General features: G+C 54.0%; 23 protein-coding genes. 7 read left to right on the plus strand and 16 right to left on the minus strand.

The window, feature by feature from the left end; genetic code table 11:
- Positions 1-61: 61 nt before the first annotated feature.
- The 3 genes from yeiB to AAIG39_RS06295 all read right to left on the minus strand — a co-directional run bounded on the left by yeiB (position 62) and on the right by AAIG39_RS06295 (position 3160).
- Positions 62-1222: a DUF418 domain-containing protein YeiB gene (yeiB, locus tag AAIG39_RS06285; RefSeq protein ID WP_343193425.1), complete on the minus strand. Its 1161-nt coding sequence runs from the start codon at positions 1220-1222 to the stop codon at positions 62-64.
- Between the two features lie 21 nt (positions 1223-1243).
- Entirely contained in the window at positions 1244-1909 is a 666-nt protein-coding gene (gene folE, locus AAIG39_RS06290; protein ID WP_039079972.1) for a GTP cyclohydrolase I FolE, read from the minus strand.
- Between the two features lie 123 nt (positions 1910-2032).
- The gene (locus AAIG39_RS06295) at positions 2033-3160 is read right to left on the minus strand and encodes a YbfB/YjiJ family MFS transporter (RefSeq protein ID WP_249569187.1); all 1128 of its coding nucleotides are present in this window, start codon (positions 3158-3160) and stop codon (positions 2033-2035) included.
- 149 nt (positions 3161-3309) lie between these two features.
- Here AAIG39_RS06295 and fghA point away from each other — a divergent pair, with 149 nt between their 5' ends.
- Together fghA and AAIG39_RS06305 are read left to right on the plus strand one after the other, a co-directional pair.
- Complete coding sequence (fghA, locus tag AAIG39_RS06300) at positions 3310-4146, plus strand: S-formylglutathione hydrolase (RefSeq protein ID WP_343193426.1); 837 nt, start codon at positions 3310-3312, stop codon at positions 4144-4146.
- Positions 4147-4394: 248 nt separating this feature from the next.
- Positions 4395-6380: a ligand-gated channel protein gene (locus AAIG39_RS06305; RefSeq protein ID WP_343193427.1), complete on the plus strand. Its 1986-nt coding sequence runs from the start codon at positions 4395-4397 to the stop codon at positions 6378-6380.
- Positions 6381-6448: 68 nt separating this feature from the next.
- Here the strand turns inward: AAIG39_RS06305 and AAIG39_RS06310 are convergent, their stop codons facing one another.
- The 6 genes from AAIG39_RS06310 to yieE form a co-directional block, all read right to left on the minus strand.
- Positions 6449-7918 (minus strand): amino acid permease, encoded by a 1470-nt coding sequence (locus AAIG39_RS06310; RefSeq protein ID WP_090085394.1) that lies wholly within the window; start codon positions 7916-7918, stop codon positions 6449-6451.
- A gap of 242 nt (positions 7919-8160) precedes the next feature.
- A complete protein-coding gene (locus AAIG39_RS06315) occupies positions 8161-8898 on the minus strand; it encodes an amino acid ABC transporter ATP-binding protein (RefSeq protein ID WP_090085390.1) in 738 nt (245 codons plus the stop codon).
- Positions 8879-9535 (minus strand): amino acid ABC transporter permease, encoded by a 657-nt coding sequence (locus tag AAIG39_RS06320; protein ID WP_090085388.1) that lies wholly within the window; start codon positions 9533-9535, stop codon positions 8879-8881. Before AAIG39_RS06320 ends, AAIG39_RS06315 begins: the two co-directional genes overlap by 20 nt.
- Positions 9535-10200 carry an amino acid ABC transporter permease gene (locus tag AAIG39_RS06325; protein ID WP_343193428.1) on the minus strand — a complete coding sequence of 222 codons (666 nt, stop codon included), beginning with the start codon at positions 10198-10200 and terminating at the stop codon, positions 9535-9537. The genes AAIG39_RS06320 and AAIG39_RS06325 overlap by 1 nt, the downstream gene beginning before the upstream one ends.
- 9 nt (positions 10201-10209) lie before the next feature.
- Positions 10210-10995 (minus strand): transporter substrate-binding domain-containing protein, encoded by a 786-nt coding sequence (locus tag AAIG39_RS06330; RefSeq protein ID WP_090085383.1) that lies wholly within the window; start codon positions 10993-10995, stop codon positions 10210-10212.
- A 178-nt stretch (positions 10996-11173) separates the two neighbouring features.
- Positions 11174-12040 carry a DNA-binding transcriptional regulator YeiE gene (yieE, locus tag AAIG39_RS06335; RefSeq protein ID WP_249569190.1) on the minus strand — a complete coding sequence of 289 codons (867 nt, stop codon included), beginning with the start codon at positions 12038-12040 and terminating at the stop codon, positions 11174-11176.
- Between the two features lie 120 nt (positions 12041-12160).
- Between yieE and AAIG39_RS06340 the strand changes: the two genes are divergently transcribed.
- From AAIG39_RS06340 to AAIG39_RS06350, 3 genes are all read left to right on the plus strand, one after another.
- Entirely contained in the window at positions 12161-13213 is a 1053-nt protein-coding gene (locus tag AAIG39_RS06340) for a YeiH family protein (protein ID WP_090085379.1), read from the plus strand.
- Positions 13214-13290: 77 nt separating this feature from the next.
- The gene (nfo, locus tag AAIG39_RS06345) at positions 13291-14148 is read left to right on the plus strand and encodes a deoxyribonuclease IV (protein ID WP_343193429.1); all 858 of its coding nucleotides are present in this window, start codon (positions 13291-13293) and stop codon (positions 14146-14148) included.
- Positions 14149-15249, plus strand: coding sequence for a sugar kinase (locus tag AAIG39_RS06350; RefSeq protein WP_343193430.1), 1101 nt, complete (start codon positions 14149-14151; stop codon positions 15247-15249).
- Between the two features lie 34 nt (positions 15250-15283).
- Here AAIG39_RS06350 and AAIG39_RS06355 read toward each other — a convergent pair whose 3' ends face one another.
- The 6 genes from AAIG39_RS06355 to fruB all read right to left on the minus strand — a co-directional run bounded on the left by AAIG39_RS06355 (position 15284) and on the right by fruB (position 22561).
- The gene (locus tag AAIG39_RS06355) at positions 15284-16534 is read right to left on the minus strand and encodes a NupC/NupG family nucleoside CNT transporter (protein ID WP_249569192.1); all 1251 of its coding nucleotides are present in this window, start codon (positions 16532-16534) and stop codon (positions 15284-15286) included.
- A gap of 96 nt (positions 16535-16630) precedes the next feature.
- Entirely contained in the window at positions 16631-17566 is a 936-nt protein-coding gene (locus AAIG39_RS06360; RefSeq protein ID WP_090085370.1) for a pseudouridine-5'-phosphate glycosidase, read from the minus strand.
- Positions 17559-18494, minus strand: a complete 936-nt coding sequence (locus AAIG39_RS06365) for a pseudouridine kinase (RefSeq protein WP_249569193.1) — start codon at positions 18492-18494, stop codon at positions 17559-17561. Before AAIG39_RS06365 ends, AAIG39_RS06360 begins: the two co-directional genes overlap by 8 nt.
- A gap of 294 nt (positions 18495-18788) precedes the next feature.
- A complete protein-coding gene (gene fruA, locus AAIG39_RS06370) occupies positions 18789-20477 on the minus strand; it encodes a PTS fructose transporter subunit IIBC (protein ID WP_090085368.1) in 1689 nt (562 codons plus the stop codon).
- 15 nt (positions 20478-20492) lie between these two features.
- Complete coding sequence (fruK, locus tag AAIG39_RS06375) at positions 20493-21431, minus strand: 1-phosphofructokinase (protein WP_047369522.1); 939 nt, start codon at positions 21429-21431, stop codon at positions 20493-20495.
- On the minus strand, positions 21431-22561 hold the full coding sequence (fruB, locus tag AAIG39_RS06380) for a fused PTS fructose transporter subunit IIA/HPr protein (RefSeq protein WP_249569195.1): 1131 nt from the start codon (positions 22559-22561) through the stop codon (positions 21431-21433). The genes fruK and fruB overlap by 1 nt, the downstream gene beginning before the upstream one ends.
- A gap of 380 nt (positions 22562-22941) precedes the next feature.
- Here fruB and AAIG39_RS06385 point away from each other — a divergent pair, with 380 nt between their 5' ends.
- On the plus strand, positions 22942-23718 hold the full coding sequence (locus tag AAIG39_RS06385) for an isocitrate lyase/PEP mutase family protein (protein ID WP_343193431.1): 777 nt from the start codon (positions 22942-22944) through the stop codon (positions 23716-23718).
- 13 nt (positions 23719-23731) lie between these two features.
- On the plus strand, positions 23732-24766 hold the full coding sequence (locus AAIG39_RS06390; RefSeq protein WP_343193462.1) for a bifunctional transcriptional activator/DNA repair enzyme AdaA: 1035 nt from the start codon (positions 23732-23734) through the stop codon (positions 24764-24766).
- Here AAIG39_RS06390 and AAIG39_RS06395 read toward each other — a convergent pair.
- Positions 24763-25017: a YkgJ family cysteine cluster protein gene (locus AAIG39_RS06395; protein ID WP_090085362.1), complete on the minus strand. Its 255-nt coding sequence runs from the start codon at positions 25015-25017 to the stop codon at positions 24763-24765. The two genes, AAIG39_RS06390 and AAIG39_RS06395, sit on opposite strands and share 4 nt — an antisense overlap.
- Positions 25018-25025: the final 8 nt, after the last annotated feature.

Raw genomic sequence — 25025 nt, forward strand, 5'->3', positions numbered from 1 at the left:
AGTGGCATCACACGAATGGAAACGGTTACATCCGTTTTGTTAATGATTGTGATCCAGATCGTTATCTGGATGTGCGCGGCAATGATGTCCCCGCAGCACGTGCGGTTAATTGCCGCCACAACCACTCCATCGGTCCCTGACGGAAACGGCGCAGCCAGAGGACGGAGAAGAGAATATTGACGGCCCAGACAGGTGGGACGAAAGCCAGCAGATGCAAGCGATCGAATTTCATTACCAGGCCAAAACGATAAAACAGGGTGGTACAAATGAGTGTTTGCAACAGGTAATTGCTCAACGCCATCCGCCCAATGCAGGCCACAGCATTGACCAGCCGCCAGCGACATAGCTGTGACCAGAAACCATAGATAAGCGCGGTATATCCCAGCACCTGAATGGGGGCGCCCAGTTCACGCGGCGCTTGCAGAATAAACGCGCACCAGCGATATGCCCAGCCGAGTTGCCATTGGGCAACAATAGCCGGCAGATTTATCGCTACGCCGAGTGCTATCAGAAACACTCCCGTACGGCGATAGTGCCCAGGGCTGAACTGCCCTTTCAGCCAGCCGCTGCGCATCAGCGCTGCGCCCAGCAGCATCAGCCCGGCCAACTCCCAGCCATACTGAGCGCCCAGCGCCAGCAGACCGCTGGAGAGCATGTCAGCACGATTACCAATGGCCTCCATCATGCCGCCCGTAGTCTTCCACCAGACTTCATACTGGATATTGGCCGGCCCCGGCAGCCATGAACGATTGGGTGCGCTACCGGAGATAAACCCCAGTAACAGCAATACCACAATGCCAGTCAAATAGAGGGCAAGGCCGGTATTGAACAGCGCTTTCACACTTTGCGCATCGCGAATCATGCGCCAGCTGATAAGCCCCACCAGCCCATAGGCCAGCAAAATATCGCCGTCCCAGAAGACCAGCGCATGAATGAAACCCAGCAGCACCAGTAATGTGAGACGCGACTGGATCCAGCGTTTGCCGCGTGGCAACAACATTTGCAGGCCCGCGCCAAACAACAGCGCAAACAGGGAGAGGAATTTCACCTGCGCAAACAGGTCGAGCACCGCCCATGTCCAGGCATCGCTTGAGGTGATGCTGCCAGCCCAGGCGGGATTAAGGTAGGCCGCCTTTGGCAGCCCAAAGGCGGTAATATTGAGAAGCAGGATACCGAGAATGGCAATGCCACGAACAAAATCCAGCGTGACATTTCGCTCCATGTATCCGGCTCTCCAGGCTAATTAGTTGTGGTGACGCACAGCGCGCAGGAACTCCTGGCGAGTGTTCTGGCTGGATTTGAACAAGCCACCCAGTGAGGTCGTCGTGGTTGCGCTGGTTGCATCACGAATGCCACGCGCTTTCACACAGTAATGCACCGCGTCAATGGACACAGCCACATTATTGGTCCCCAGCAGCGTTTGCAGCGCCGTCAGAATTTGCTGGGTCAAACGCTCCTGCACCTGCGGACGCTGGGCAAAGAACTGCACAATACGGTTAATTTTCGACAGACCAATGACCGACTCTTTGGGAATATAAGCGACAGTCGCTTTCCCATCGATAGTAACAAAGTGGTGTTCACAGGTGCTGGTCAGCGTAATATCACGCACTGTGACCATCTCATCCACTTTCATTTTATTTTCGATGACGGTGATTTTCGGGAAATTGGCGTAATCCAGCCCCGAGAAAATTTCATCAACGTACATTTTGGCGATGCGATGTGGGGTTTCCATCAGGCTGTCATCATTCAGATCGAGATTAAGGAGCTGCATAATCTCGGTCATATGACCGGCTATCAGGCGTTTACGGGTTTCGTTATCCATGTCGACAGGCGGGCGCAACGGGGTTTCAAGTCCACGGGCAACCAGGGCTTCATGAACGAGAGCCGCTTCTTTACTGAGTGATGACATTTTTATTCTCCTGCAGGTGTGGCATCTTCGCCGTGCAACGGGCGAAGCGAGCAATCATTGTGCGTGAGGTCGCGCACAGAATCCAGTCTTCACGGTGATAATTAATGAAATTGCTCGTACCTTTCACGCCTTCCGTTTCCAGACCAAAATACCGGCCACAACCAGCGCCAGCCCGGCCAGTCCCAGCGCGGGTTCCAGCCGCTGCGTAAGCCAGGTGGAGAGCGCAGAGGTCATCGGCCCAATCAACTGGCCTATGGCATAACCGGTGGTCAGCAACCCCGCCATATACCGGGTATGATTCGGCGCCAGTTCGCGGCCATACAACAGCGAGAGTTGCACCGCGCAGAGAAAACCACCACCGACCAACAGCGCGCCAATGACCAGCCCGCTCATCCCCGGCAACAGGCAGGAGGCCACCACACCTGAACCTTGCAGCCAAAGCACAATCGCCAGCCGCTGATGGCTGTGGCCGACATGGCGCAGGGCGATACTCAGCCCAATCCCGATGACTGCGGCAGCGCCAAACACCGGCCAGACAAACTGTGCGAAAAGGCTACCGGGAAAGCGCAGCGCCGCCATTTGCGAAAGAAAGGTCGCGGGTAATATGTAGCCAAAGCCCGCCAGGCTATAGCTCCAGACCAGCCGTTTCAGGTCGGTCGTCAGGTGCAGCGGTTCCGGCTGAACGCCAGAGCGATGTAACTGGCCTGGACGCGGTAAATAGCGGGCAATCAATACCACCAGCACCAGAGCCAGTACGCCATAGACCTGCCAGGCTGCCGTTGAGGAGAGCGCACGCGACTGAATGACCACCGCCAGCAGACCGCTCAGGGCGATGCCAACCCCCGGCCCGGCAAACACTGCGGCACTCAAGCCCGGACGGGCATAATGCGCCAGACGCTCGTTCGTCCAGGCTGCGGTAAGTACCATCGCCCAGCCGCTCATCGCCCCAATCACCAGACGCAGAGCGCCGTGTGCGACAGCGTTATCCGCCAGTGCTGACAGAAAGGTCAGCGCAACAGCACCCGCAACGCCGAGATACAGACGCATCTCAATATGTTTACTGGCCCGCATCGCATCCCACGCACCCAGTAAATAGCCGAGATAATTCATCGCGGCAACCAGCCCGGCGCTGGTTAATGTCAGCTGTCCATCGCGAATCATCAGCGGCACCTGAGGCGTAAAAGCAAAGCGCCCTATTCCCATTGCCACCACCAGCACGATAAACCCGCAGAGCGCAATGCGTAGCGCCATGAAAACTCCAGACGTTAAAAAAAAGTAAAATTTATGATGCATTATGCTGCAGCGAGGTGAAAGTGAAAGTTGCGCACAGGCGCAAGAATTATCTGTATTATGGGTTATTGTCACGCTTTAACCGTTAACAAATCATTAAGGAGCCTTGCATGGAATTGCTTGAAGAGCACCGCTGTTTTGAGGGGCGCCAACAACGCTGGCGGCACGACTCCGCTGTGCTGAATTGCACCATGACATTCAGCATTTTTTTACCGCCGGCGCATCTGACAACGCCCCCTCCGGTACTGTACTGGCTGTCGGGTCTGACCTGTACGGATGAAAACTTTACCACCAAAGCAGGCGCCCAACGCGTTGCGGCTGAGCTGGGTATTGTTCTGGTGATGCCGGATACCAGTCCGCGCGGCGAAGATGTTGCCGATGCCGACGGCTATGATCTGGGCAAAGGCGCGGGCTTTTATCTCAACGCCACTGAACAACCGTGGTCGGCGCACTACCGCATGTATGACTATCTGCGCGATGAACTGCCCGCGCTAATTCAGTCGCAATTTACCGTGAGTGGACGTTGCGCGATAAGCGGCCATTCGATGGGCGGCCACGGCGCGCTGATCATGGCGCTGAAAAACCCGGGCCGTTTTACCAGCGTTTCTGCTTTTGCCCCGATAGTTAACCCGGCGCAAGTGCCCTGGGGCCAGAAAGCCTTTAGCGCTTATCTGGGCAACGACACCTCAACCTGGCAGGCGTGGGATAGCTGCGCGTTGATGCTGGCGAGCCAAAGTCAGGATGCAATTCCGACGCTTATCGATCAGGGCGATGCCGATCAGTTCCTCGCAGACCAGTTACAGCCCGCCCGTCTGGCTGAGGCCGCCCGCCAGACCGGCTGGCCGCTCACACTGCGCGTTCAGCCTGGCTATGATCACAGCTACTATTTTATGGCCTCGTTTATTGAAGACCACCTGCGTTTCCACGCGCAATACCTGCTCAAATAAACACCGGAGGGCAAAGCCCTCCCCTTTACGTTTCCTTACGTTACCCGCTATCTCCCTGATAATAAATATTTTCCCCTCCTCAATATACACAAATGCAAATGATTTCAATTATCACTCGTATTTACATAAATTCACTTTTTATCCACAATCCCTCCACTTCTCCGTCATAAGCGTTCTTAAAAGGCAATCGCTATAGCCTTCATGGTTTTACCCGATGGAGTTTTATTCATTTACACGGAATGACAAAAATGACTTTACCTCGCGCTAAACTATTGGCTGTCGCCGTCTGCGCAGCTACCTTCCCCCCGGTACTTTTCGCGGCAGACGAAGACACCGTCGTCGTCTCCGCAACCGGGTTTGAACAGAAAATCCAGAATGCACCTGCTTCTATTTCGGTTATTTCTAAACAACAGCTTGAAGATAAAGCGTATCGGGACGTCACCGACGCATTGAAAGATGTGCCGGGTGTGGTGGTGACCGGTGGTGGCAGCAGCAGCGATATCAGCATTCGCGGCATGGCCTCCCAATACACCCTCTTTTTGGTTGATGGTAAGCGAATCAGCACCCGCGGCACACGACCAAACAGTGACAATGCCGGTATCGAGCAGGGCTGGTTGCCGCCGCTGGAATCCATTGAACGTATTGAAGTGATCCGCGGCCCAATGTCATCGCTCTATGGTTCCGATGCCATGGGTGGCGTTATCAACGTCATTACCAAAAAAGTATCCAATACCAAAGGCTGGACTGGCTCACTTCATGGCGATGCCACGTTCCAGGAAAACAGCGATTCCGGCGACCTCTTCCAGACCAACGCCTATGCTTCCGGCCCGCTGATTGACGGCCTGCTGGGCGCGAAAGTGACGGGGCTATTATCCCGTCGCGCAGAAGACAAAATCCTTAACGGTTATAACGAACAGCGCCTGCGCAACGGTGGTGTGACCTTCAATTTCACCCCGGATGATAAAAACGATTTTGACCTGGCTATTGCCCGTGAATTACAGGACCGAAACAGCACGCCAGGGATGTCTTCGGCGGCTGAAACCTGCCGTGGCAACGTTTGTACCCCCAACAGCAAAAGTGAGAGCCGCTACGAGCACACCACTTACTCGTTAACCCACAGCGGCTATTACAGCGATTTCAACACCGTCAGCTACATTCAGCAGGAAGAGACCAATAACCCTGGTCGCCAGATGAAGTCGTATAACACACTCTTTAATAACCAGAACCAGATCTTCCTTGGCAACCATACCCTGACAGTCGGCGGGCAGTATCGTTATGAGAAACTGCGCGATAACGGCAATCAACTGGAAGCGGCGGACGGGCTGAATAAACTCACCCGCTGGAGCTGGGCGCTGTTTGCAGAAGATGAATGGGCGCTGCTCGACAGCCTGACGCTGACCGGCGGCCTGCGTATGGACAAAGATGAAAACTACGGCACCAACTGGACGCCGCGCGGCTACGGCGTCTGGCACCTGACTGACCAGTGGACAATTAAAGGCGGCGTGTCGGCAGGCTACCGCGCCCCGGATCTGCGCCAGTCTTCCGCAAGCTGGGGTCAGGTAACCGGCGGTGGTCGCCTGAACGGTATCATTGTCGGCAACCCCGACCTGAAACCGGAAAAAAGCCTGAGCGAAGAGATTGCCCTGTTGTGGGATAACAATGAGAACCTCAACGCAGGCGTTACGCTGTTTAACACCGACTTCAAAGACAAAATCACCGAAGTACGTCGCTGTAACAGTAGCGCCGATCCGGCCTGCACGATTGGCAGCGTCAGCTACGATTTTGTCAGCGACCGCGTTAACGTCGATAAGGCCAATATGCGTGGCGTTGAGTCCACCTTCGGCTGGAGTATCACACGGGACCTTAACCTGACGGCCAACTACACATTCACCGAGTCAGAACAGAAAAGCGGCCAGTTCTCCGGTAAGCCACTTAACAAAATGCCGAAGCACATGGTCAACACGACGCTCGACTGGCAGGCCACGCAAGATGTGGGACTATGGGGGCGCCTGAATTTCCGTGGTAAAACCTCGGAATACTTAAGCCGAACCTCAATGTCCCAGGGTACGCCCTCTTACAGCCAGGTGGATGTGGGTCTGCGCTACAACGCCAACAAAAATCTGCTGGTCTCGGCGGGGGTTTATAACGTGCTCGATAAGCAGATTGATTACGACACCTACGACACGGTGCTTGATGGTCGCCGTTACACCGTGGGCTTAACGTATAACTTCTGATAACGCTAAAAAAAACGCCACGGCAGAGCGTCGGGGCGTTTTAACTGGTCAGCACGAAAGAGCCGGTGTTACTTCTTAAAGCGTTCCGGGAACACCATATCTTTGTAGCTCACAAAGCGGGTGCCTTTCGACAGCTTGTAACCAAACCAGATTATCAGGAACAGCGGGATACCAATGTAGGTTGCCGCAACAGCGCCCCAGTCAATGGTATCAGCGAGGAAAGCCTGGTAATTCTGGCCCAGGGTGATGATCAGGCACAGAACAAACGCGAAGATCGGCCCCAGCGGGAAGAAACCTGAACGGTACGGCAGATTATTCAGATCGTGCCCCTGCATGACGTAACCACGGCGGAAGCGGTAATGGCTGATGGCAATACCCAGCCAGGCGATAAAGCCCGTCATCCCGGAGGTATTAAGCAGCCACAGGTAAACGGTCTGGTTGCCGAACATGGAGGTCAGAAAACAGAGACCCGCAATGACGGTGGTGGCATACAGTGCATTACGCGGCACGCCGCCTTTCGACAGTTTAGCGAAAATGCGCGGCGCTTTACCGTCGCAGGCCAGGGTGTAGAGCATACGGGTAGAAGCGTACATACCGGAGTTACCCGCCGAGAGTACCGCCGTGAGGATAACGGCATTCATCACCGCCGCCGCAGATAACAGCCCCGCATGTTCAAATACCAGCGTAAACGGGCTGACGCTGATGTCTTTAACATCATTGCGCAGCAGGCTCGGATCGGTATAAGGAATGATCAGGCTGATAACCAGGATAGCGAACACATAGAACAGCAAAATACGCCAGAATACCTGCCGCACCGCGCGTGGAATGTTCTTCTCAGGATCTTCGGACTCACCCGCCGCGATACCAATCAGCTCGGTCCCCTGGAAGGAGAAGCCGACAATCATCGCCACACCAATCATTGCCGATAGCCCGCCCGCAAACGGTGCGTCGCCAATCTGCCAGTTGCTCCAGCCTGCCGGTTGATCGCCCTTGAAAATGCCGACGATCATCATTACGCCAACGACGATAAAGATGATAACGGTGGCCACTTTGATAAGCGAAAACCAGTATTCCGCTTCGCCGAAGCCTTTCACGGAAATGTAGTTGAGCAGGAAGATCACGCACAGGAAGACGGCGCTCCAGATCCAGCCAGGCGTATCCGGGAACCACCAGGTCATCACCAGTTGCGAAGCCACCAGGTCAACGGCGATGGTCACCGCCCAGTTGTACCAGTAGTTCCAGCCGAGCGCGAAGCCAAAGCCTTCTTCAACATATTGCTGACCGTAGGTGGCAAAGGAGCCGGATACCGGCATAAATGCCGCCAGCTCGCCGAGGCTGGTCATCAGGAAATAGACCATCAGACCGATAAGAATATAGGAGAACAGCGCGCCGCCCGGGCCCGCCTGAGAAATCGTCGCCCCTGATGCGACAAACAACCCTGTACCGATTGATCCGCCAATGGCGATCATCGTCAGGTGACGCGCCTTAAGTTCACGGCGAAGCGTGGGCGCTTGTGTGGTTTTAGTTTCGGAAACCATAAGAAAATGCTATCCATCTAAAAAATGAGGCGCGATTGTAGCAAACGAAAGGGCATCCTTCCGGCACAATCAACGTTGTATTAGAGACCTTCATGATCGCCAGTGGATTATAAGTAAAGCAGTGGAATCGATCTCTTGCGAGCGAGGGGGGATAAAGCAGCAAGAAGCTTACAGGCGGCGGCGCAACCGAAACTTACCCTCTCCTTTTGGGAAGAGGGTTAGCGTGAGGAAAAAATAGACTACTAATTCAATCCACGTACTGAGGCGATAAATTGCTGTAACTCAGGGGTTCGCGGCTGGGTAAAGAAGGATTTACTTTCACCCTGCTCCCATACTTTTCCCTGATGCATAAACACCACCCGATCGCCCACTTCGCGGGCAAAACTCATCTCGTGGGTCACCAGGATCAGGGTCATCCCTTCGGCGGCAAGCTGCTCCAGTACACGTAATACTTCGCCCACCAGCTCCGGGTCCAGCGCCGAGGTTATCTCGTCGCACAGTAACACTTTCGGTTTCATTGCCAGCGCACGGGCGATCGCCACGCGTTGCTGCTGCCCGCCTGACAAATTTGACGGGTAATAATCGATTCGCTCACCAAGACCGACCTTCTCCAGCATCTCAATTGCCAGCTTGCGGCACTCATCGGCTGGCAATTTCAGTACCCGACGCGGCGCCAGCATCACGTTCTCCAGCGCGGTCATATGTGGAAACAGATTAAAACTCTGGAATACCATCCCCACCGAGCGGCTGATCTCGCGCGCCTGCGATTCCCTGTCGGTTACCGTCATCCCGCCAAGTTTAATACTGCCGTCCTGGTAGCCTTCAAGCCCGTTCATACAGCGTAACAGGGTGCTTTTCCCGGAACCGCTGCGCCCGATGATCGACACCACTTCGCCCATTTCGATATCCAGGCTTACGCCTTTAAGCACATGGTTGTCGCCATAGTATTTTTGCACGTCATTAATGGTGATGAGCGGCATGGAATTTCTTCTCCAGATAACGGCTGTAACGCGACAGCGGGTAACACATCAGGAAATAGCCCAGAGCGACCAGGCCAAACACTTTAAACGGTGCAAAGGTGACATTGTTCAGCATGGTGCCCGCTTTGGTCAGTTCGACAAAACCGATGATCGAGGCCAGCGCCGTACCTTTAATCACCTGGACGGAAAAGCCGACCGTCGGGGCGATAGCAATACGAATGGCCTGCGGCGCAATCACCCGAAACAGTGTCTGACCAAAACTTAACCCCAGACAGCGACAGGCCTCCCACTGCCCTTTCGGTAACGCCTTAATGCTGCCGTACCAGATATCCAGCAGAAACGCGCTGGTAAACAGCGTCAGCGCCAGCGTTGCCGCCGTCCACGGGCTCACATCAATGCCGAACAGGGCAATACCGAAGAAGGCCAGAAAGAGCTGCATCAGCAGCGGCGTCCCCTGAAAAAGCGCGGCATAAGCGCTGATCAGACGTTTCGGCCAGCGCCAGCGGCTAATGCGTAATATCAGCAGCGGTAAGGTCACCAGCGTGCCGCAGATAAACGCGATCAGCGACAGTAGCAAGGTCCAGCGCGCCGCCAGCAGCAGGTTGCGCAGAATATCCCAGTCGGTAAATGTACTCATCAACTCTCGCTCCCCAGCCACTTCCTTCCCGCCGCCATCAATACCTGACGCATCAACAGTGAAAGCGCCAGATACAACAATGTGGTGACCACATAAACTTCAAAACTTAAAAACGTGCGCGACTGGATCAGGTTTGCGGCAAACGTCAGCTCTTCGTAGGAAACCTGCGAAACCAGCGACGAGCCCAGCATCACGATAATGCACTGGCTGACCAGCGCCGGATAAATACGCCGTAGCGACGGTGGCAGAATGACGCGGAAAAAAGTCTGCGTCTTCGTTAACCCCAGCACACGCGCCGCTTCCCATTGTCCTTTTGGCGCCACCTGAATCCCGGCGCGGATAATCTCCGTACTGTAGGCCCCAAGGTTTACCAGCATGGCGATCAACGCCGCCTCACCTGCCGTTAATTTCAGCCCCAGACCGGGCAGACCGAAAACGATAAAAAAGAGCTGCACCACGAACGGCGTATTACGAATAAGCTCGACATAGGCCCCCCAGATATGGCTCGCCAGCGTGGGCTTGCCGCTTCGCAGCGCCGCGCCCAGTATGCCAAGAGACACACCGCCGATGGTTGCCAGAATGGTTAAGGTTATCGTGGTCCAAAGCCCCGCAAGCAGTTGCGGCCAGAAAGGCCACAGCGCGGCAAAATCAAGCGTTGTCGTCATGCCAGACCCTTACACGCCCAGAGTGGCGGGCAGCGGTGCCTGCATCCATTTCTGCGAGAAATTATTGAGCGTGCCATCTTTCAGCGCCTGTTCAATGAGCTTGTCGACCTCGGCTTTCAGCGCAGGCTCATTTTTCTTAAGTCCGATAAAGCACGGTGAATCTTTAAGCATAAATTTGCTGACCGGCGCTTTTTCCGGGTTCTGGCGGGCAATAGCGGCCACCACAACGTTACCCGTCGCCATGTACTGAACCTGGCCCGAAAGATAGGCAGAGATGGTGGTGTTGTTATCTTCGTAACGTTTGACTTCGGCATCTTTCGGTGCCAGATCGCTTAATACCATGTCCTCCACTGCACCACGAGTGACACCAATCGACTTACCGCTCAGCGCGGCAGCATCCGCCAGAGAGGCCTCTTTCGGACCAAACACGCCGAGGAAGAACGGCGCATAGGCGCGGCTAAAGTCGATCACTTTTTCGCGCTCCGCATTTTTCCCGAGGCTGGAGATAACCAGATCAACTTTATTAGTTTGCAGATAAGGAACCCGGTTAGCGCTGGTTACCGGCACCAGTTCTACCTTCACCTTCATCTCTTTGGCCAGATACTCCGCCATGTCGATGTCATAGCCCTGCGGCTTGAGATCGGTTCCCACAGAGCCAAACGGTGGGAAGTCCTGAGGTACAGCCACACGCAGTACGCCGCGTTTTTGAATATCCTGCAGCTGATCGGCCATCGCCTGCCCTGCACAGGACAACATTAATGCCGCACCCGCTGCCGCCATCATCCACTTTTTCATTCTTGTCACCTCGTCGCTCATGAAACAAAAGATTCTTTGAATAACTTTTTGCAACTAATGTGCCAGCGAGGTAACGACGCAAAAAATCCAGCTACAGCAGGAGTTAAACGGTGGTAAAGGAGAGATAAAGCCAGGCAGCATCACACCATAATGGTGCAGCTGCCTGCTACTGGTGCACTCAAATTTCGCAATAACGCAAAAAGCGATTCAGCGCACTGGAAAGGTGCTTTTGACGGTGATGAATGCGCCACAGGGTGCGCACCAGACGAGGCAGAGGAATGGGGACTTCCACCAATGAACCCGCCTCAAGCTGTTCAGCAATCACGCGCCGTGACAGGCAACTGATACCAAGCCCATGGCGCACGGCATGTTTGATAGCCTCGGAGTTGCCAAGCTCCATTCCAAGATGAAACTCCGGCAAATGGGAGAGCAGCAGGTAATCGACAATTTCGCGCGTACCGGAGCCACGTTCACGCAGGATCCACGGCGCAGCGGCAAGGCGCGCCAGCGTAACCTCCCCCTGCAACAACGGAGAGTCAGGTGGCGCGAACACGACAAGCTCATCCTCAAGCCAGGGTTCCGCGATGATCTCGGCCGTATGGCATGGCCCTTCAATCAGACCAATATCGACGCGAAAATCGGCCACCGCATTAATAACGTCCTGACTGTTACCGACGCTCATATCCAGCGGTAACTGGGGAAAATCACGTCGATAGTGGGCAATGATCTCCGGCAGGATGTAGTTGCCAATTGTACTGCTGGCATAAACGCGGATTGCCCCGTTTTCTTCTCGAAACAGTTGCTCAATTTCCGTCGCCTGCTCCAGTAACGCCAGTGCCCGCGGATAGAGCAAACGGCCATGTTCGTTCACCACCAGCCGTTTACCGACGCGATCGAAAAGCTGAACGCTGAGTTGACCTTCCAGATCGGTCAGCGCAGCGCTGACCGCCGATTGCGATAAAGCCAGCATTTGCGAGGCCTGTGTGGTGGAGCCGCTCTTGAGCACCTCGGCGAAAACTTCGAGCTGCCGTAATGTGATATGCATAAATTTTCACCATCGGGACAAGGGTTACTTACCACTTATAAAGATTAATTATAAATATATAATCAATTTTACCTTTAAGCCAGAGCGCCGTAACCTTTTACCCGGAGAAAGGAGAAGGTTATGACTGAAATCACACATCATGTTCCACGCAAGAATTATGTCGCGCTGTTCGCACCGGGTCTGTTGCTCAGTGCAGTCATCGCCGGGCTGGCATTGTGGCTGGGTAATATTCCTTCGGTGGCGGGTGCAGGCTTTAGTGCACTAACGCTGGCGATTTTATTCGGCATCGCCGCAGGTAATACGCTTTACCCACGACTCCATGTCCATTGTGATGCGGGCGTACTATGGTCAAAACAGCATTTGTTACGTCTCGGTATTATTCTTTATGGCTTGCGCCTGACATTTTCGCAAATTGCTGAGGTGGGCGTCAGCGGCATCGCTATCGACGTCCTGATGCTCTCCAGCACCTTTATGCTGGCCTGCTTCCTCGGTCAAAAGGTGTTTGGGCTGGACAGAAAAACCAGCTGGCTGATTGGCGCAGGCAGCAGTATTTGCGGTGCTGCGGCCGTGCTGGCAACAGAACCAGTGGTCAAAGCCGAATCCAGCAAAGTGGCCGTTGCCGTCGCCACCGTAGTGATTTACGGAACACTGGCTATTTTTATCTATCCGGCAATCTATCCGCTGCTGGCGCACTGGTTCACCCCAGAAGCCTATGGCATCTATATGGGTTCAACCATGCATGAAGTGGCTCAGGTCGTGGCCGCAGGCCATGCCGTCAGCCCGGATGCCGAAAATGCAGCAGTCATTGCCAAAATGCTGCGCGTGATGATGCTGGCGCCGTTCCTGATCCTGCTCGCCTCCCGGGTTAAACAACTCTCCCCTGCGGCAGGCGGCGAAAAAAGCAAAATTACTATTCCGTGGTTTGCCGTGCTGTTTATCCTGGTGGCAGTCTTTAACTCGTTCCATCTGCTGCCGAAAGCTGTGGTTGATGTACTGATTACCGTCGATACGGTTTTGCTGGCAATGGCGATGGCCGCGCTGGGATTAACCACCCATATCAGCGCTCTGAAAAAGGCAGGAGCGAAGCCGTTGCTGATGGCGCTGGCGCTGTTTGTCTGGCTGATTGTTGGTGGCGGTGCAATTAACCTGCTGGTGCACCATTTGATGGCATAAAACCTTAGATCTGTTCCCTGTTAACCCGCTATGATAAAGGTTTGATTCCCCCTGGCGGGTTTAACAGGAGTCTTTACATGAAATATATCGGAGCGCATGTCAGCGCCGCGGGCGGTCTGGCCAATGCCGCCCTTCGCGCAGCAGAAATCGAAGCCACTGCGTTTGCCCTGTTCACAAAAAATCAACGTCAATGGCGTGCCGCACCGCTCACCACCGGAACGATTGATGAATTCAAAGCCGCCTGCGAAAAATACCATTATCAACCGGGACAAATTCTGCCCCACGACAGCTACCTGATTAACCTGGGCCATCCGGTTGAAGAGGCGCTGGAAAAATCCCGTGACGCGTTTCTTGATGAAGTGCAACGCTGTGAACAACTGGGGCTGACGTTGCTGAATTTCCACCCTGGCAGCCACCTGATGCAAATCGACGAAGATAAGTGTCTGGCACGTATTGCCGAATCCATTAACATCGTGCTCGCACAAACCAAAGGCGTCACGGCAGTTATCGAAAACACCGCAGGCCAGGGCAGTAACCTCGGCTTTCGCTTTGAGCATCTGGCCGCGATCATCGACGGTGTGGAAGATAAATCCCGCGTCGGCGTGTGCATCGATACCTGCCATGCCTTTGCAGCCGGGTATGACCTGCGCACCACGGAAAGTACCGCGAAAGTCTTCGCCGAATTTGAACGCGTAGTGGGGTTCCAGTACCTGCGCGGTATGCACCTCAACGATGCTAAAAGCACCTTTGGCAGCCGTGTCGACCGCCATCACAGCCTGGGCGAAGGCAATATTGGTCATGATGCTTTCCGCTGGATCATGCAAGACGATCGTTTCGACGGTATTCCAATGATTCTGGAAACCATCAACCCGGACATCTGGGCAGAAGAGATTGCCTGGCTGAAAGCTCAACAAAATGAAGAGGCCGTGGCGTAAATGAATGACAGGGAAAAACAGATATTACAAATCCTGCGCAGCAACCCACTGATTCAGCAAAATGAGATTGGCGATATTTTACAAATCAGCCGTTCACGCGTCGCCGCCCATATTATGGATTTGATGCGTAAAGGGCTTATTAAAGGCAAAGGCTACATACTGACCGAACAGGATTACTGCGTCGTATTTGGCGCCATTAATATGGATATTCGCGGGGTGGCGGATATTCATTATCCACAGTCCGCCTCCAATCCCGGCAGCATCCACTGCTCCGCAGGCGGCGTAGGGCGTAATGTTGCCCACAATCTCGCCCTGCTGGGCCGCGATGTGCACCTGATCTCCGCCGTAGGGGACGATTTTTACGGCGAAACGCTACTGGAACAGACCCGACTGGCCGGGGTGAATGTGCAAAGCTGTATTCGTCTGCATGGACATAACACCTCTACCTATCTGTCGATTGCCAATCAGCAGGAAGAGACGGTACTGGCCATTAACGATACCCATATTCTGCAGCAATTGACGCCGCAGTTGCTCAATTCCTCGCGCGACCTGGTGATGCATGCGGGCGTGGTACTCGCCGATTGCAACCTGACCGAAGAGGCACTGGAGTGGATCTTCACCATGGCGGGGAATATTCCGGTCTTTGTCGATACGGTTTCCGAGTTCAAAGCCGACAAGATTCGCCCCTGGTTATCACGCATCCATACCCTGAAACCCACGCTACAGGAGTTGCAGATCTTGTGGGGACAGCCGATTCGGCGTGAGGCAGACAAAATTGCGGCGGTCAATTCACTCCATGAACAGGGGGTGCAGCGCATCTTCGTGTATCTGGACGATGACTCCGTATTCTGTTCAAAGCGCGATGGCGAGCAGCTTCTGCTGGCCTCTCCGGATCACGCCTTCACTGACCGTTTCGGTGCGGATGACGGATTTATGGCGGGGCTGCTGTATAGCTTCCTGGAAGGCGGCGATTTTACCGAAAGTGCCCACTTTGCTATGGCCTGTGCAGCGATTTCCCGTGCCAGCGTGAGTATCAATAACCCTGCCCTGTCAGCAGAAAATGCGATGAGCTTGCTCAATACAAATAAAGCGGAAGCGTAAGAACGCACGCCAGTAACGCTGGCGTGCGGTTGACTCAGGCAAGACCGATAAAGAACCCGGCGATGGTGGCACTCATCAGGTTAGAGAGCGTTGCCGCCGCCAGCGCCCGCATACCAAGCTGGGCTATTTCCGGCGCACGCTGGGGAGCTATCGCGGAAAACGCGCCAACCACCACGCCAATGGAACCGAAGTTAGCAAACCCGCACAGTGCAAATGAAATAATGGCGATGGTTTTGACATCCAGCGCGCCACCCGCCTGCAGATAAGGTGAGAAATTGAGATAAGCCACGAACTCATTAATCGCCAGCTTTTGTCCAATCAGGCTGCCAGCCAGCGTCGCATCGTGCCAGTCCACCCCCATGATCCACGCCAGCGGTGCCAGAAGATAGCCGAAGATCCCTTCAAGTGTGGCATTACCGAAACCAAACCAGCCGCCAACGCCGCCGATAATGCCGTTCAGCAACGCAATGATCGCCACAAATGCCATCACCACGGTTGCCACACCAGCAGCAATTTTTAGCCCGGTCATCGCGCCCGATGCCGCCGCTTCGATGATGCTTTTTGGCGGTGTTTCGGTAAAAGAGAGATTTTCAAACGTGACCTGAGAAGCCTCTGTTGCCGGGCTCAGCATTCGGGCAAACAGAATACCGCCCGGAATAGCCATGAGTGACGCTGCCAGCAGGTAATCAATCGGCACCCCCATACCGGCGTAACCGATCATCATCGAACCGGCGATAGACGCCATCCCGCTACAGATCGCGGTAAAGAGCTCGTTGCGGTTAAGTTTATGAATAAAGGGTTTCACGATAGCCGGGATTTCATTCTGCCCGAGGAAAATCGTGGTGACGGCAACGAAGGATTCAATTTTGCTGATCTTAAGCGCTTTCTGGAAAATCCCGCCCAGAATACGGATCAGCAGTCCCATCACGCCGATATAGTAGAGCAGGCTGATTAACGCGGTAACAAAGATAATTGCAGGCAGCACGCGGAAGGCGAAAATAAACCCGGCACCATCAAACAGTACATCCATTTTCGGTCCGACCAGCGAGCCGAAGATAAAAGCGCTGCCCGCATCGCTGTAGGACATCACTTTATGTACCCCCAGCGCCGCCTGCTCAACCAGCCATTTGCCGGGCGGGAAATAGAGCATGATCCCGCCGATAGCGATTTGCAGCAGCAGAGCCGCGCCAACGGTGCGTAAGCTGATACGCTTTTTATTTACTGACAGCAGAAAAGCGATGGCCAGTAATACCACCATACCCAGAAAACTTCTCATTATATCCATAATGATTTTCCCTTCATGCCAGGAAACCCGGCGTAAACGCCAGGTTTTGGTATGTCTGATATCCCTGCGGGCGACCGCTCGCTGCCCGCGCCCGGGTTATGCGAGACGTTGGTACTCTTTTGCGATTTCACACGCCAGTACGGCATTGTTGAATACCAGTTGAATGTTTGATTTCAGGCTGTCGCCACCGGTTAATTCAGCAACACGAGCCAGCAGGAATGGCGTGCTCTCTTTGCCGACCACCCCCTGCTCTTCGGCTTCTTTCACCGCCCGATCAATGGCCGCGTTGATTTTCTCTTCTGCCATTGCAAACTGTTCCGGAATCGGGTTCGCCACCACAAGGCCACCGTTAAGGCCGGTTTGCCATTTCACTGCCATGGCACGGGCGATCTCCTTGGCGCTGTCCAGACGAATACTGACCTCAAATGGACTGGTGCGGCAGAAAAACGCGGGCAGTGATTTAGTCTGATAACCAATTAACGGAACGCCGAAGGTTTCCAGATATTCGGTGGTCAGCCCGAGGTCGAGAATAGATTTCGCCCCCGCACAAACCACTGTAACATTCGTGTGCGCCAGCTCCTGCAAGTCGGCGGAAATATCAAACGTATGTTCAGCACCACGGTGAACACCGCCAATTCCCCCGGTCGCAAAGACTTTAATTCCGGCCAGTGCGGCAATAATCATGGTGGACGCCACCGTGGTTGCGCCATTTAATCCGGCAGCGACCACGAACGGTAAATCGCGGCGACTGACTTTTGCGACGCTATGTCCTTCACGACCTAATAATTCAATTTCGTCTTTTGTCAGGCCAACTTTCATCACACCTTTAATAATTGCAATAGTCGCTGGTACCGCGCCGTTTTTACGAATAGTCTCTTCGACTTCAATTGCCGTTTGCGCATTTTGCGGGAACGGCATACCGTGAGAAATAATTGTCGACTCCAGCGCTACGACCGGCTTGTTATTTTCCAGCGCCTCTTTTACTTCCGCAGAGATATGCAGTAATTCAGGGGAAAGGGTTAATTCAGACATCTTGTTTCTCCACTAGCGATGTGACTTTTGAAAAAGATAAGTCAGGATTATTGGTATATTCGGATGCCAGAGCCATGGACGAACAGCCTTGCGCAAAACGCACCGAATCGATAAATGAAAAACCTTCCACCCAACAGGCCGCCAGACCCGCCATCATAGCGTCGCCGGCCCCGGTGACATTGACCACCTGGGTTTTAATCGGGGGTGACCACCCACTTACGCCATCGCGTTCGCTGTAATAGACGCCGTCGCCGCCCATGCTCAGCACCAGCCGCTGCAGCCCGTGGGTGTGAAACCATTCGGCAACTTTCACCACATCGTCGCGCCCGGAAAGCGTAATGCCGCTTAGTGTTTCAGCTTCAAGACGGTTGGGTTTGAGGGTGTGAATCTGCCCCAGCCAGTCGCGGATTTTCACACATTTCCACGCTGAGACCGGGTCAATGAAAACGGGTGTCTCCCCCACATGAGTCAGCAACCAGGCCAGCGCCTCTTCGCTGATATTGCAATCGACAACAACCACACTGGCATCGCGAATAAAATCGATATGTTTCGCCAGAAACTCTGCCGATAAATATTCAGTAATATTCATATCGTTAATCGCCACCAGCATTTCGCCAGTATTATCCAGTAGCGATAAATAGCTCGAGGTATTCTCACCAGGAACAATAAGACATTTTTCTATTCGCACCCCGGATTGACTGGTTTGATTTAAGAGGGATTGGCCATAAAAATCATCGCCCACTACCGTGAGTAACCAGGACTCGGTTCCCAGCAATGCCAGATTCTGCGAAATATTACGCCCGACACCACCCGGAGTGAATTTTATTTTTCCGGGATTGGAATCTGCGTAATTTAGTACACCATGTGAATAACCAGCCACATCCATATTGGCCGAACCGATAGTGATTATGTAATCCTTTTTACGCATAAAACGCCCTCTGGCAAAAAATGCCATATTAATGAGTTCGTCGAGACAACAATTCGTTTATTGCCTGCTCGCCAAGCCTTATTAGAGCAAATGTTTATTTATGAACATGTGTTTATATTAAGCCTGGTTTGCGTAAAGTAAACATACCTGCGAGAGCAAAGATGAATAGATATGAAGGTCATCACAAATTTATAGGGATCGAGGCTGAAACAAGATGTAGAAATGAGAAGTGGGGCACAGAAGAGAGGGGAAATAAAAAAGGCCGGTTTCCCGGCCTTTTTTTCAGAGGATCACTTATGCAACTTTGGCAACAGCTTCGGTTTCCGGACGTTTCAGGAACGCATAGACCAGACCCGCCAGCAGGGTGCCTGCCACGATAGAGAGCAGGTAACCAACAACCGGGGTGATCGCACCTGGAATCAGCAGAACGAACAGACCACCGTGCGGCGCCATCAGTTTCGCGCCAATTGCCATGGAGATAGCGCCTGTCAGCGCGCCACCGGCGATACAGCAAGGCAGAACACGCATCGGGTCACGTGCAGCGAACGGAATCGCACCTTCTGAGATGAAGCACAATCCAAGAACCAGCGCCGCTTTGCCCCCTTCCTGCTGACCTTTGTCGAATTTCTTACGGGCAACAATGGTGGCCAGCCCCATCGCCAGCGGTGGCACCATACCGGCAGCCATGATGGCGGCCATCGGCGCGTATGTCTGGGTACTCAGCAGACCAACACCAAAGGCGTATGCCGCTTTGTTCACCGGACCACCCATGTCAGTACACATCATGCCACCGAGGATTGCCCCCAGCAGGACAGCATTCGCCGTACCCATGGATTGCAGCCAGGAAGTCAGACCTGCCAGGATACCCGCAACCGGCTTACCGATAAGGTAAATCATCGCCAGACCGACAATCAGGCTGGAGAACAGCGGAATGATCAGGATCGGTTTCAGCGCTTCCATACTTGGCGGCAGCTTAACGCCTTTACTGATGGCTTTCGCCAGGTAACCCGCAAGGAAACCGGCAATGATACCGCCGATAAAGCCCGATCCAGTGCTCACGGCCAACATACCGCCGATAAGACCTGGTGTCAGACCCGGACGGTCAGCGATGGAGAATGCAATGTAACCCGCGAGGACCGGAACCATCAGGGCAAATGCAGAACCACCACCGATTTGCATCAGCGCGGCAGCCAGCGTATCCGGCGTTTTAAATGCAGTAATACCGAAGGCAAAGGACAGTGCGATACACAGACCACCGGCAACGACCATCGGCAGCATATAAGAGACACCGGTCAACAGGTGACGATAGGCGCCAGCGCTCTCTTTTTTGCCTTCACTGCTCGCAGACTGCGTACCGCCGCTCGGCTGATACGTTTTCGCTTCGGCTTGCGCTTTGTCTAATTCCTGTGCCGTTTTCTTTAGGGCCAGACCCGTGGTGGTACGGTACATCGGTTTGCCAGCGAATTTCGCCAGGTCCACTTCGATGTCAGCGGCCACGATCACCAGATCGGCTTGAGCCACCTCTTCCGGCGTGATCGCGTTACCCGCGCCAACAGAGCCGCGTGTTTCCACTTTCACCCACCAGCCACGTTTTTTCGCTTCGGTTTCAATGGCCTCTGCTGCCATAAAGGTATGAGCGACGCCTGTCGGACAGGCTGTGACGGCCACAATGCGTTTCGGACCACTGGTGGAGGCCGCAGGTGCCGCCGCCGGAGCAGTGTAAAGGGAAGCGTGGTTCTTCGCTTCGCTTAAAAACAGTTCCGGATGAGCCACAGCGCGATTGATGTCGCCCAACCAGACTTTCTTGCCGCTCAGCGCGCTGTCAGCCGGCACGCGGGAGCCCAGAACGATCGCCAGTTCAGCTTCACCGGGGTTATCGATAAACTGCAAATTCGCTTTTTGTGCCGCTGCGCCTAACAGGCTTTTCGCCATATACGCGCGAGCTTGGCCGAGTTCAGAATCAATTATCAGCAGCGTTTTCATTATGCTCTCCTGCTGTTAGTTAAAGGGTTTTAAGTCAACACGCGCCATCATCGCGGCTAACTGGGTACGATCGGTAATACCTACATTGCTCTGGCTAACGGCCAGTGCTGCCACGGCAGTGGCCAGGCGCAACGTATGTTCACTGGACTCTCGCATTAACAGGCCATAAATCAGACCGCCAACCATTGAATCCCCTGCGCCAACGGTGCTTACCACCTCCATTGACGGCGGTTTGGCGATCCATTCGCCAGAAGCGTTAACCCACAACGCCCCTTCCGCGCCCAGTGAAATAACCACATGGGCAATTCCTTGTTCACGAAGCGCATGCGCCGCGTCGATCACATCTTTCAATTCTGGTAATTTGCGGCCAGCCCAAATTTCGAGCTCACGACGGTTAGGTTTAACCAGCCACGGCGCAGCCTTCAGACCGGCAACCAGCGCATCGCGGCTGCTGTCGAAAATGATGCATGGGCACTGACTGCGCAGGCGCGTCATCCAGTCGGTAAAGGCTTCCGGGCTCACACCAGATGGCAAGCTGCCGCTGACACACACCATGTCAAACTGACCCAGCCAGGTCAGAGAATCGTTAACAAAACGCTCCCAGTCTGCCGGCGTTACTTCAAAGCCGGAGAAGTTGAAGTCTGTCACTTCGCCGTCTTTTTCCGTCAGCTTCACGTTAATACGGGTACGGCCCTGTACAATCTGGAAACGGTTAGCGATGCCCAGTTCGCTGAACAATTGCTGAAAACCGTCCTGGTTGTCTTTACCCAGGAAGCCGCCAACGGTAACGTCGATGCCCAGGTCTTTCAGGACTTTCGCCACGTTGATGCCTTTACCCGCGGCATGCAGGCCGGTGGTGCGAACCAGGTTCACTTCACCACGTTCAATTTCCGGGGTGAACCCGACCAGATCATAGGCTGGGTTAAGGGTAATGGTGGCTACACGTCTGCTCATTATGCGCCCTCCCCCAGACCGGCAGCGATGGCGTCGCCAATCGCTTTCAGCGCTTGTTCAGCATCATCGCCCTGCGCGGTGAAGCGCAGACGGTGACCTTTCTTCACGCCCAGCGCGACCACTTTCATCAGGCTACGGCCATTGGCGGATTTACCGGTGCCGTCGAGGTTAGCGACAGTCACTTCGCTATTAAATTGTTTGATGGTATTAACCAGCATGGTGCCCGGACGGGCATGCAGGCCATGTTCGTTGCGAACAACAAACTCAGCGGTCAGCAGATTATCAGCAATAGCGTCGTCGCTGGTCAGCAGTGCCAGCAGGGTAGCGGCATCCGCGCTCAGAAGGCGGTCCGCTTTATTGTCAAGCAGCAGATTGCTCAGACGCTTGAGCACGGCAACCGGCTGGTCATCAGCCATTGCGACACTGACCAGCAGCGCAACGCTTTCACCGTTCACGTCAAAAGCTTTTGCAGCACGGCTGACAGCCACCGCGCTTGTCAGGTTGCCCTGCGCGCTGTCGTTCAGCCAGATACCCTGACCGAGGTTCAGGGGTTGTTCGTTAATCGCGCGTGCCACATAGATCGCATCAACCGCACCCGCTTCTTTCAGGCGCGCTGCGTTCAGCGCCTGCAGCGTCACCAGGTCGCTGGCGGCAACGTCAAGGCTAAGAGTATCGTTATCCAGTTTCAGCGACGCTACTTGCTGCTCGCCCATCAGTAACGCACGCAGTTCCTCAGCAGTGGTCGCCGATTGCAGTTGTGCCGCAACAGAGTCATCACTCAGTACGTGGGTCAGCTGACGCAGTAGCCCCAGGTGTTCATCAGAACTGGCGGCGATACCGATAGCCACATAGGCGACCTGGCCTTCCCCCCAGAGAATGCCCTGCGGGAACTGGAATACTTTCACACCGGTTTTCAACACCTGGTCGCGGGTATCGGTAGTTCCGTGCGGAATGGCAATACCGTTGCCAAGGAAGGTCGATGTCTGCTGCTCACGCGCCAGCATGCCATCAACATAACCACCGGCGACATTGCCTGCTTCTGCTAATGCAGCGGCAATCTGACGAATCGCCTCTTCTTTTGTCCCGGCCTGCTGGCCCGGATGGATGTCCTGAATGGATAACTCGAACATGTAAATCTTCTCCTGCTGAACTGAATCGTTTCAGCTAACTTGAGAAATAATGCGCCACCCTGAAATGTGCTGAAAACAAGATGACGCTGAAACGTTTCGAGAAGTCTTGACTTTTCCGGTTCAGCAATCAAGAAAAGTCTCTTTTTTGATGACAAAATTAAGATCTACTGCACATTTCACTCCCTGGATTCCCTTTTTTGCTGAACAAAGCTGACCTGATTTTCACGTCACATTCAGCCCCCATCAGCAGAGCAATATCGGTGAAATGTTGTTCCACTACTGTGAATAAAAAAGAAGAAAAAATACCTGTCCATTTTTCGGTTGTTGGCTGTTACGCCTGTCAGTAGCGTTAAGAGACCACTCAACGGAGGATTGTGACGATGAATTTTGCCCTTTTACACCAACAAGACGAGCCATTGCTGATAGCTAATATCTGGGATGTCTCCAGCGCCAGAGCCGCACAAGCCGCGGGTTACAAGGCCATTGGTACCTCAAGTGCCGCCATTGCAGCAATGTATGGTTATCATGATGGTGACGGCATTACCTTCGCAGAACTCCGTCACCTGATCGTGCGTTTGCAGGCATGCTGTTCCATCCCACTGACCGTCGATATGGAGTATGGCTATGGTGATAGCCAGCAACAGATCATTGAAAATCTGCTCGTCCTGGCTGAACTCGGTGTCGCAGGTATTAACCTGGAAGACAGTCGCGTTCAGCAAGGAAAGCGCGTGTTGCAGGATTCTGCTGAATTTGCGTCGCTGCTTAACGCTATACGCCAGCGCTTTGCTGATACACAACACAGTCTGTTCATTAATGCCCGGACGGACACCTTCTTGCTGGGGGAAGATAAGGCGCTGGCAGAAACACTGGTTCGCGGCAGGCTCTATGCAAAAAGCGGCGCCGATGGTCTGTTTGTCCCTTGCGTAACGCGGCCCTCTGATATTTCGACGATCGCAGCCGCTGTTCCGCTACCGCTTAACGTCATGTGTATGCCTGCGCTGCCCACCTTTGCCGTTCTGAACAGTCTGGGCGTTAAGCGCATTTCGATGGGCGATTTTCCCCATCAGGCATTACAAAACAACGTAAACAAGCTATTTGCTGATATGGTAAAAGCTCACTCATTTGACGCGGTGTTTGCCCATGCAGCAGCAAGATGAATCGACCTGAAATATCTGGTATCAGGCGCTGCTTTCGCGGGCATCCGATTATGCCGGTGTCTTTTTTGTTGGCGTAAAGACGACCGGGGTCTTTTGTATTTCGACCTGCCGGGCGCGTAAACCAAAGCGCGAAAACGTGCTGTTTTACAACGATATTTCCGCCGCACTCGCCGCCGGCTTCCGTCCATGCAAGGTCTGTCGCCCGACGGAAAACGCCTTTAGCGCACCACCAGTCGTCGAACAGGCAATGGCATTATTGCGAACCCAGGGGAACGTCAAAATCAGCGACGCGCAGTTACGCGAACGCAATATTAGCCCCGAGGTCCTGCGCCGCTGGTTTCTCAGGCATCACGGCGTGACCTTTCAGGCCTATCAGCGCATGCTGCGGGTCAACACAGCAATGCAGGAGTTGAAATCGGGTCGTAAAGCTATCGAGACCGCCTATGACAGCGGTTATGATTCCCTAAGTGGCTTTGGTTATACCTTTAAAAAACTGACGGGGCGTGCGCCCACGCAACGAGCGCAGGTGATCCTCATCCAGCGCTTTACCACCCCGCTCGGCCCGATGTTCGTCTGTGCGACGGAAAACGGCGTCTGCCTGCTTGAATTTGTCGACCGACGGGCTCTGGAAACAGAGTTCAGCGATATTCAGCGTCTGTTTGATGCGCGGATCATTGCTGGTGAAAATAGACATACGCGGCAGGCAGAAAAGGAATTAGGCGAGTATTTTGCCGGTACACGTCAGAGATTTACCCTGACACTGGATACCCCGGGAACGGCCTTTCAGCAACATGTCTGGCAGGCATTGGGCTGTGTGGGCTATGCCGGGGTAAGCCATTACGGTGGGATTGCTGCTCAGATGGGTAATTCGAAAGCCGTGCGCGCTGTTGCCAGCGCCACCGGCGCAAATCGTATTGCGATTGTTATCCCCTGCCACCGGATCATTGGCAAGGACGGTGCCATGACAGGCTACGGCGGCGGTATTGCGCGTAAAAAATGGTTGCTGGAACACGAAGCGAAATATCAGCAGAGTGCTGAATTACGTTAAGGTGCGGTCGCGGCTTCAAGGTTAATGAGGAAGGTCATGGCCGCCTCCCGATCGCTGAAACACATCCCGGCGCCTGGTTGCAGGCTGGCGCAGACTTTTGGGCGCAGCGGGGAGTCGAAAATTTTACACTTATAGTCGTCCGCCAGCTGTACACAACGCGTATTGGCCGGCTTGCCCTGTGGCATGCCGGGGATAGGACTTGAAATAGAGGGGGCGATACAGCACGCTCCGCAATCCGTACGGCATTCCATAATAACGA

It is taken from the genome of Phytobacter palmae, assembly GCF_039409775.1.
GTDB lineage: Bacteria > Pseudomonadota > Gammaproteobacteria > Enterobacterales > Enterobacteriaceae > Phytobacter > Phytobacter palmae.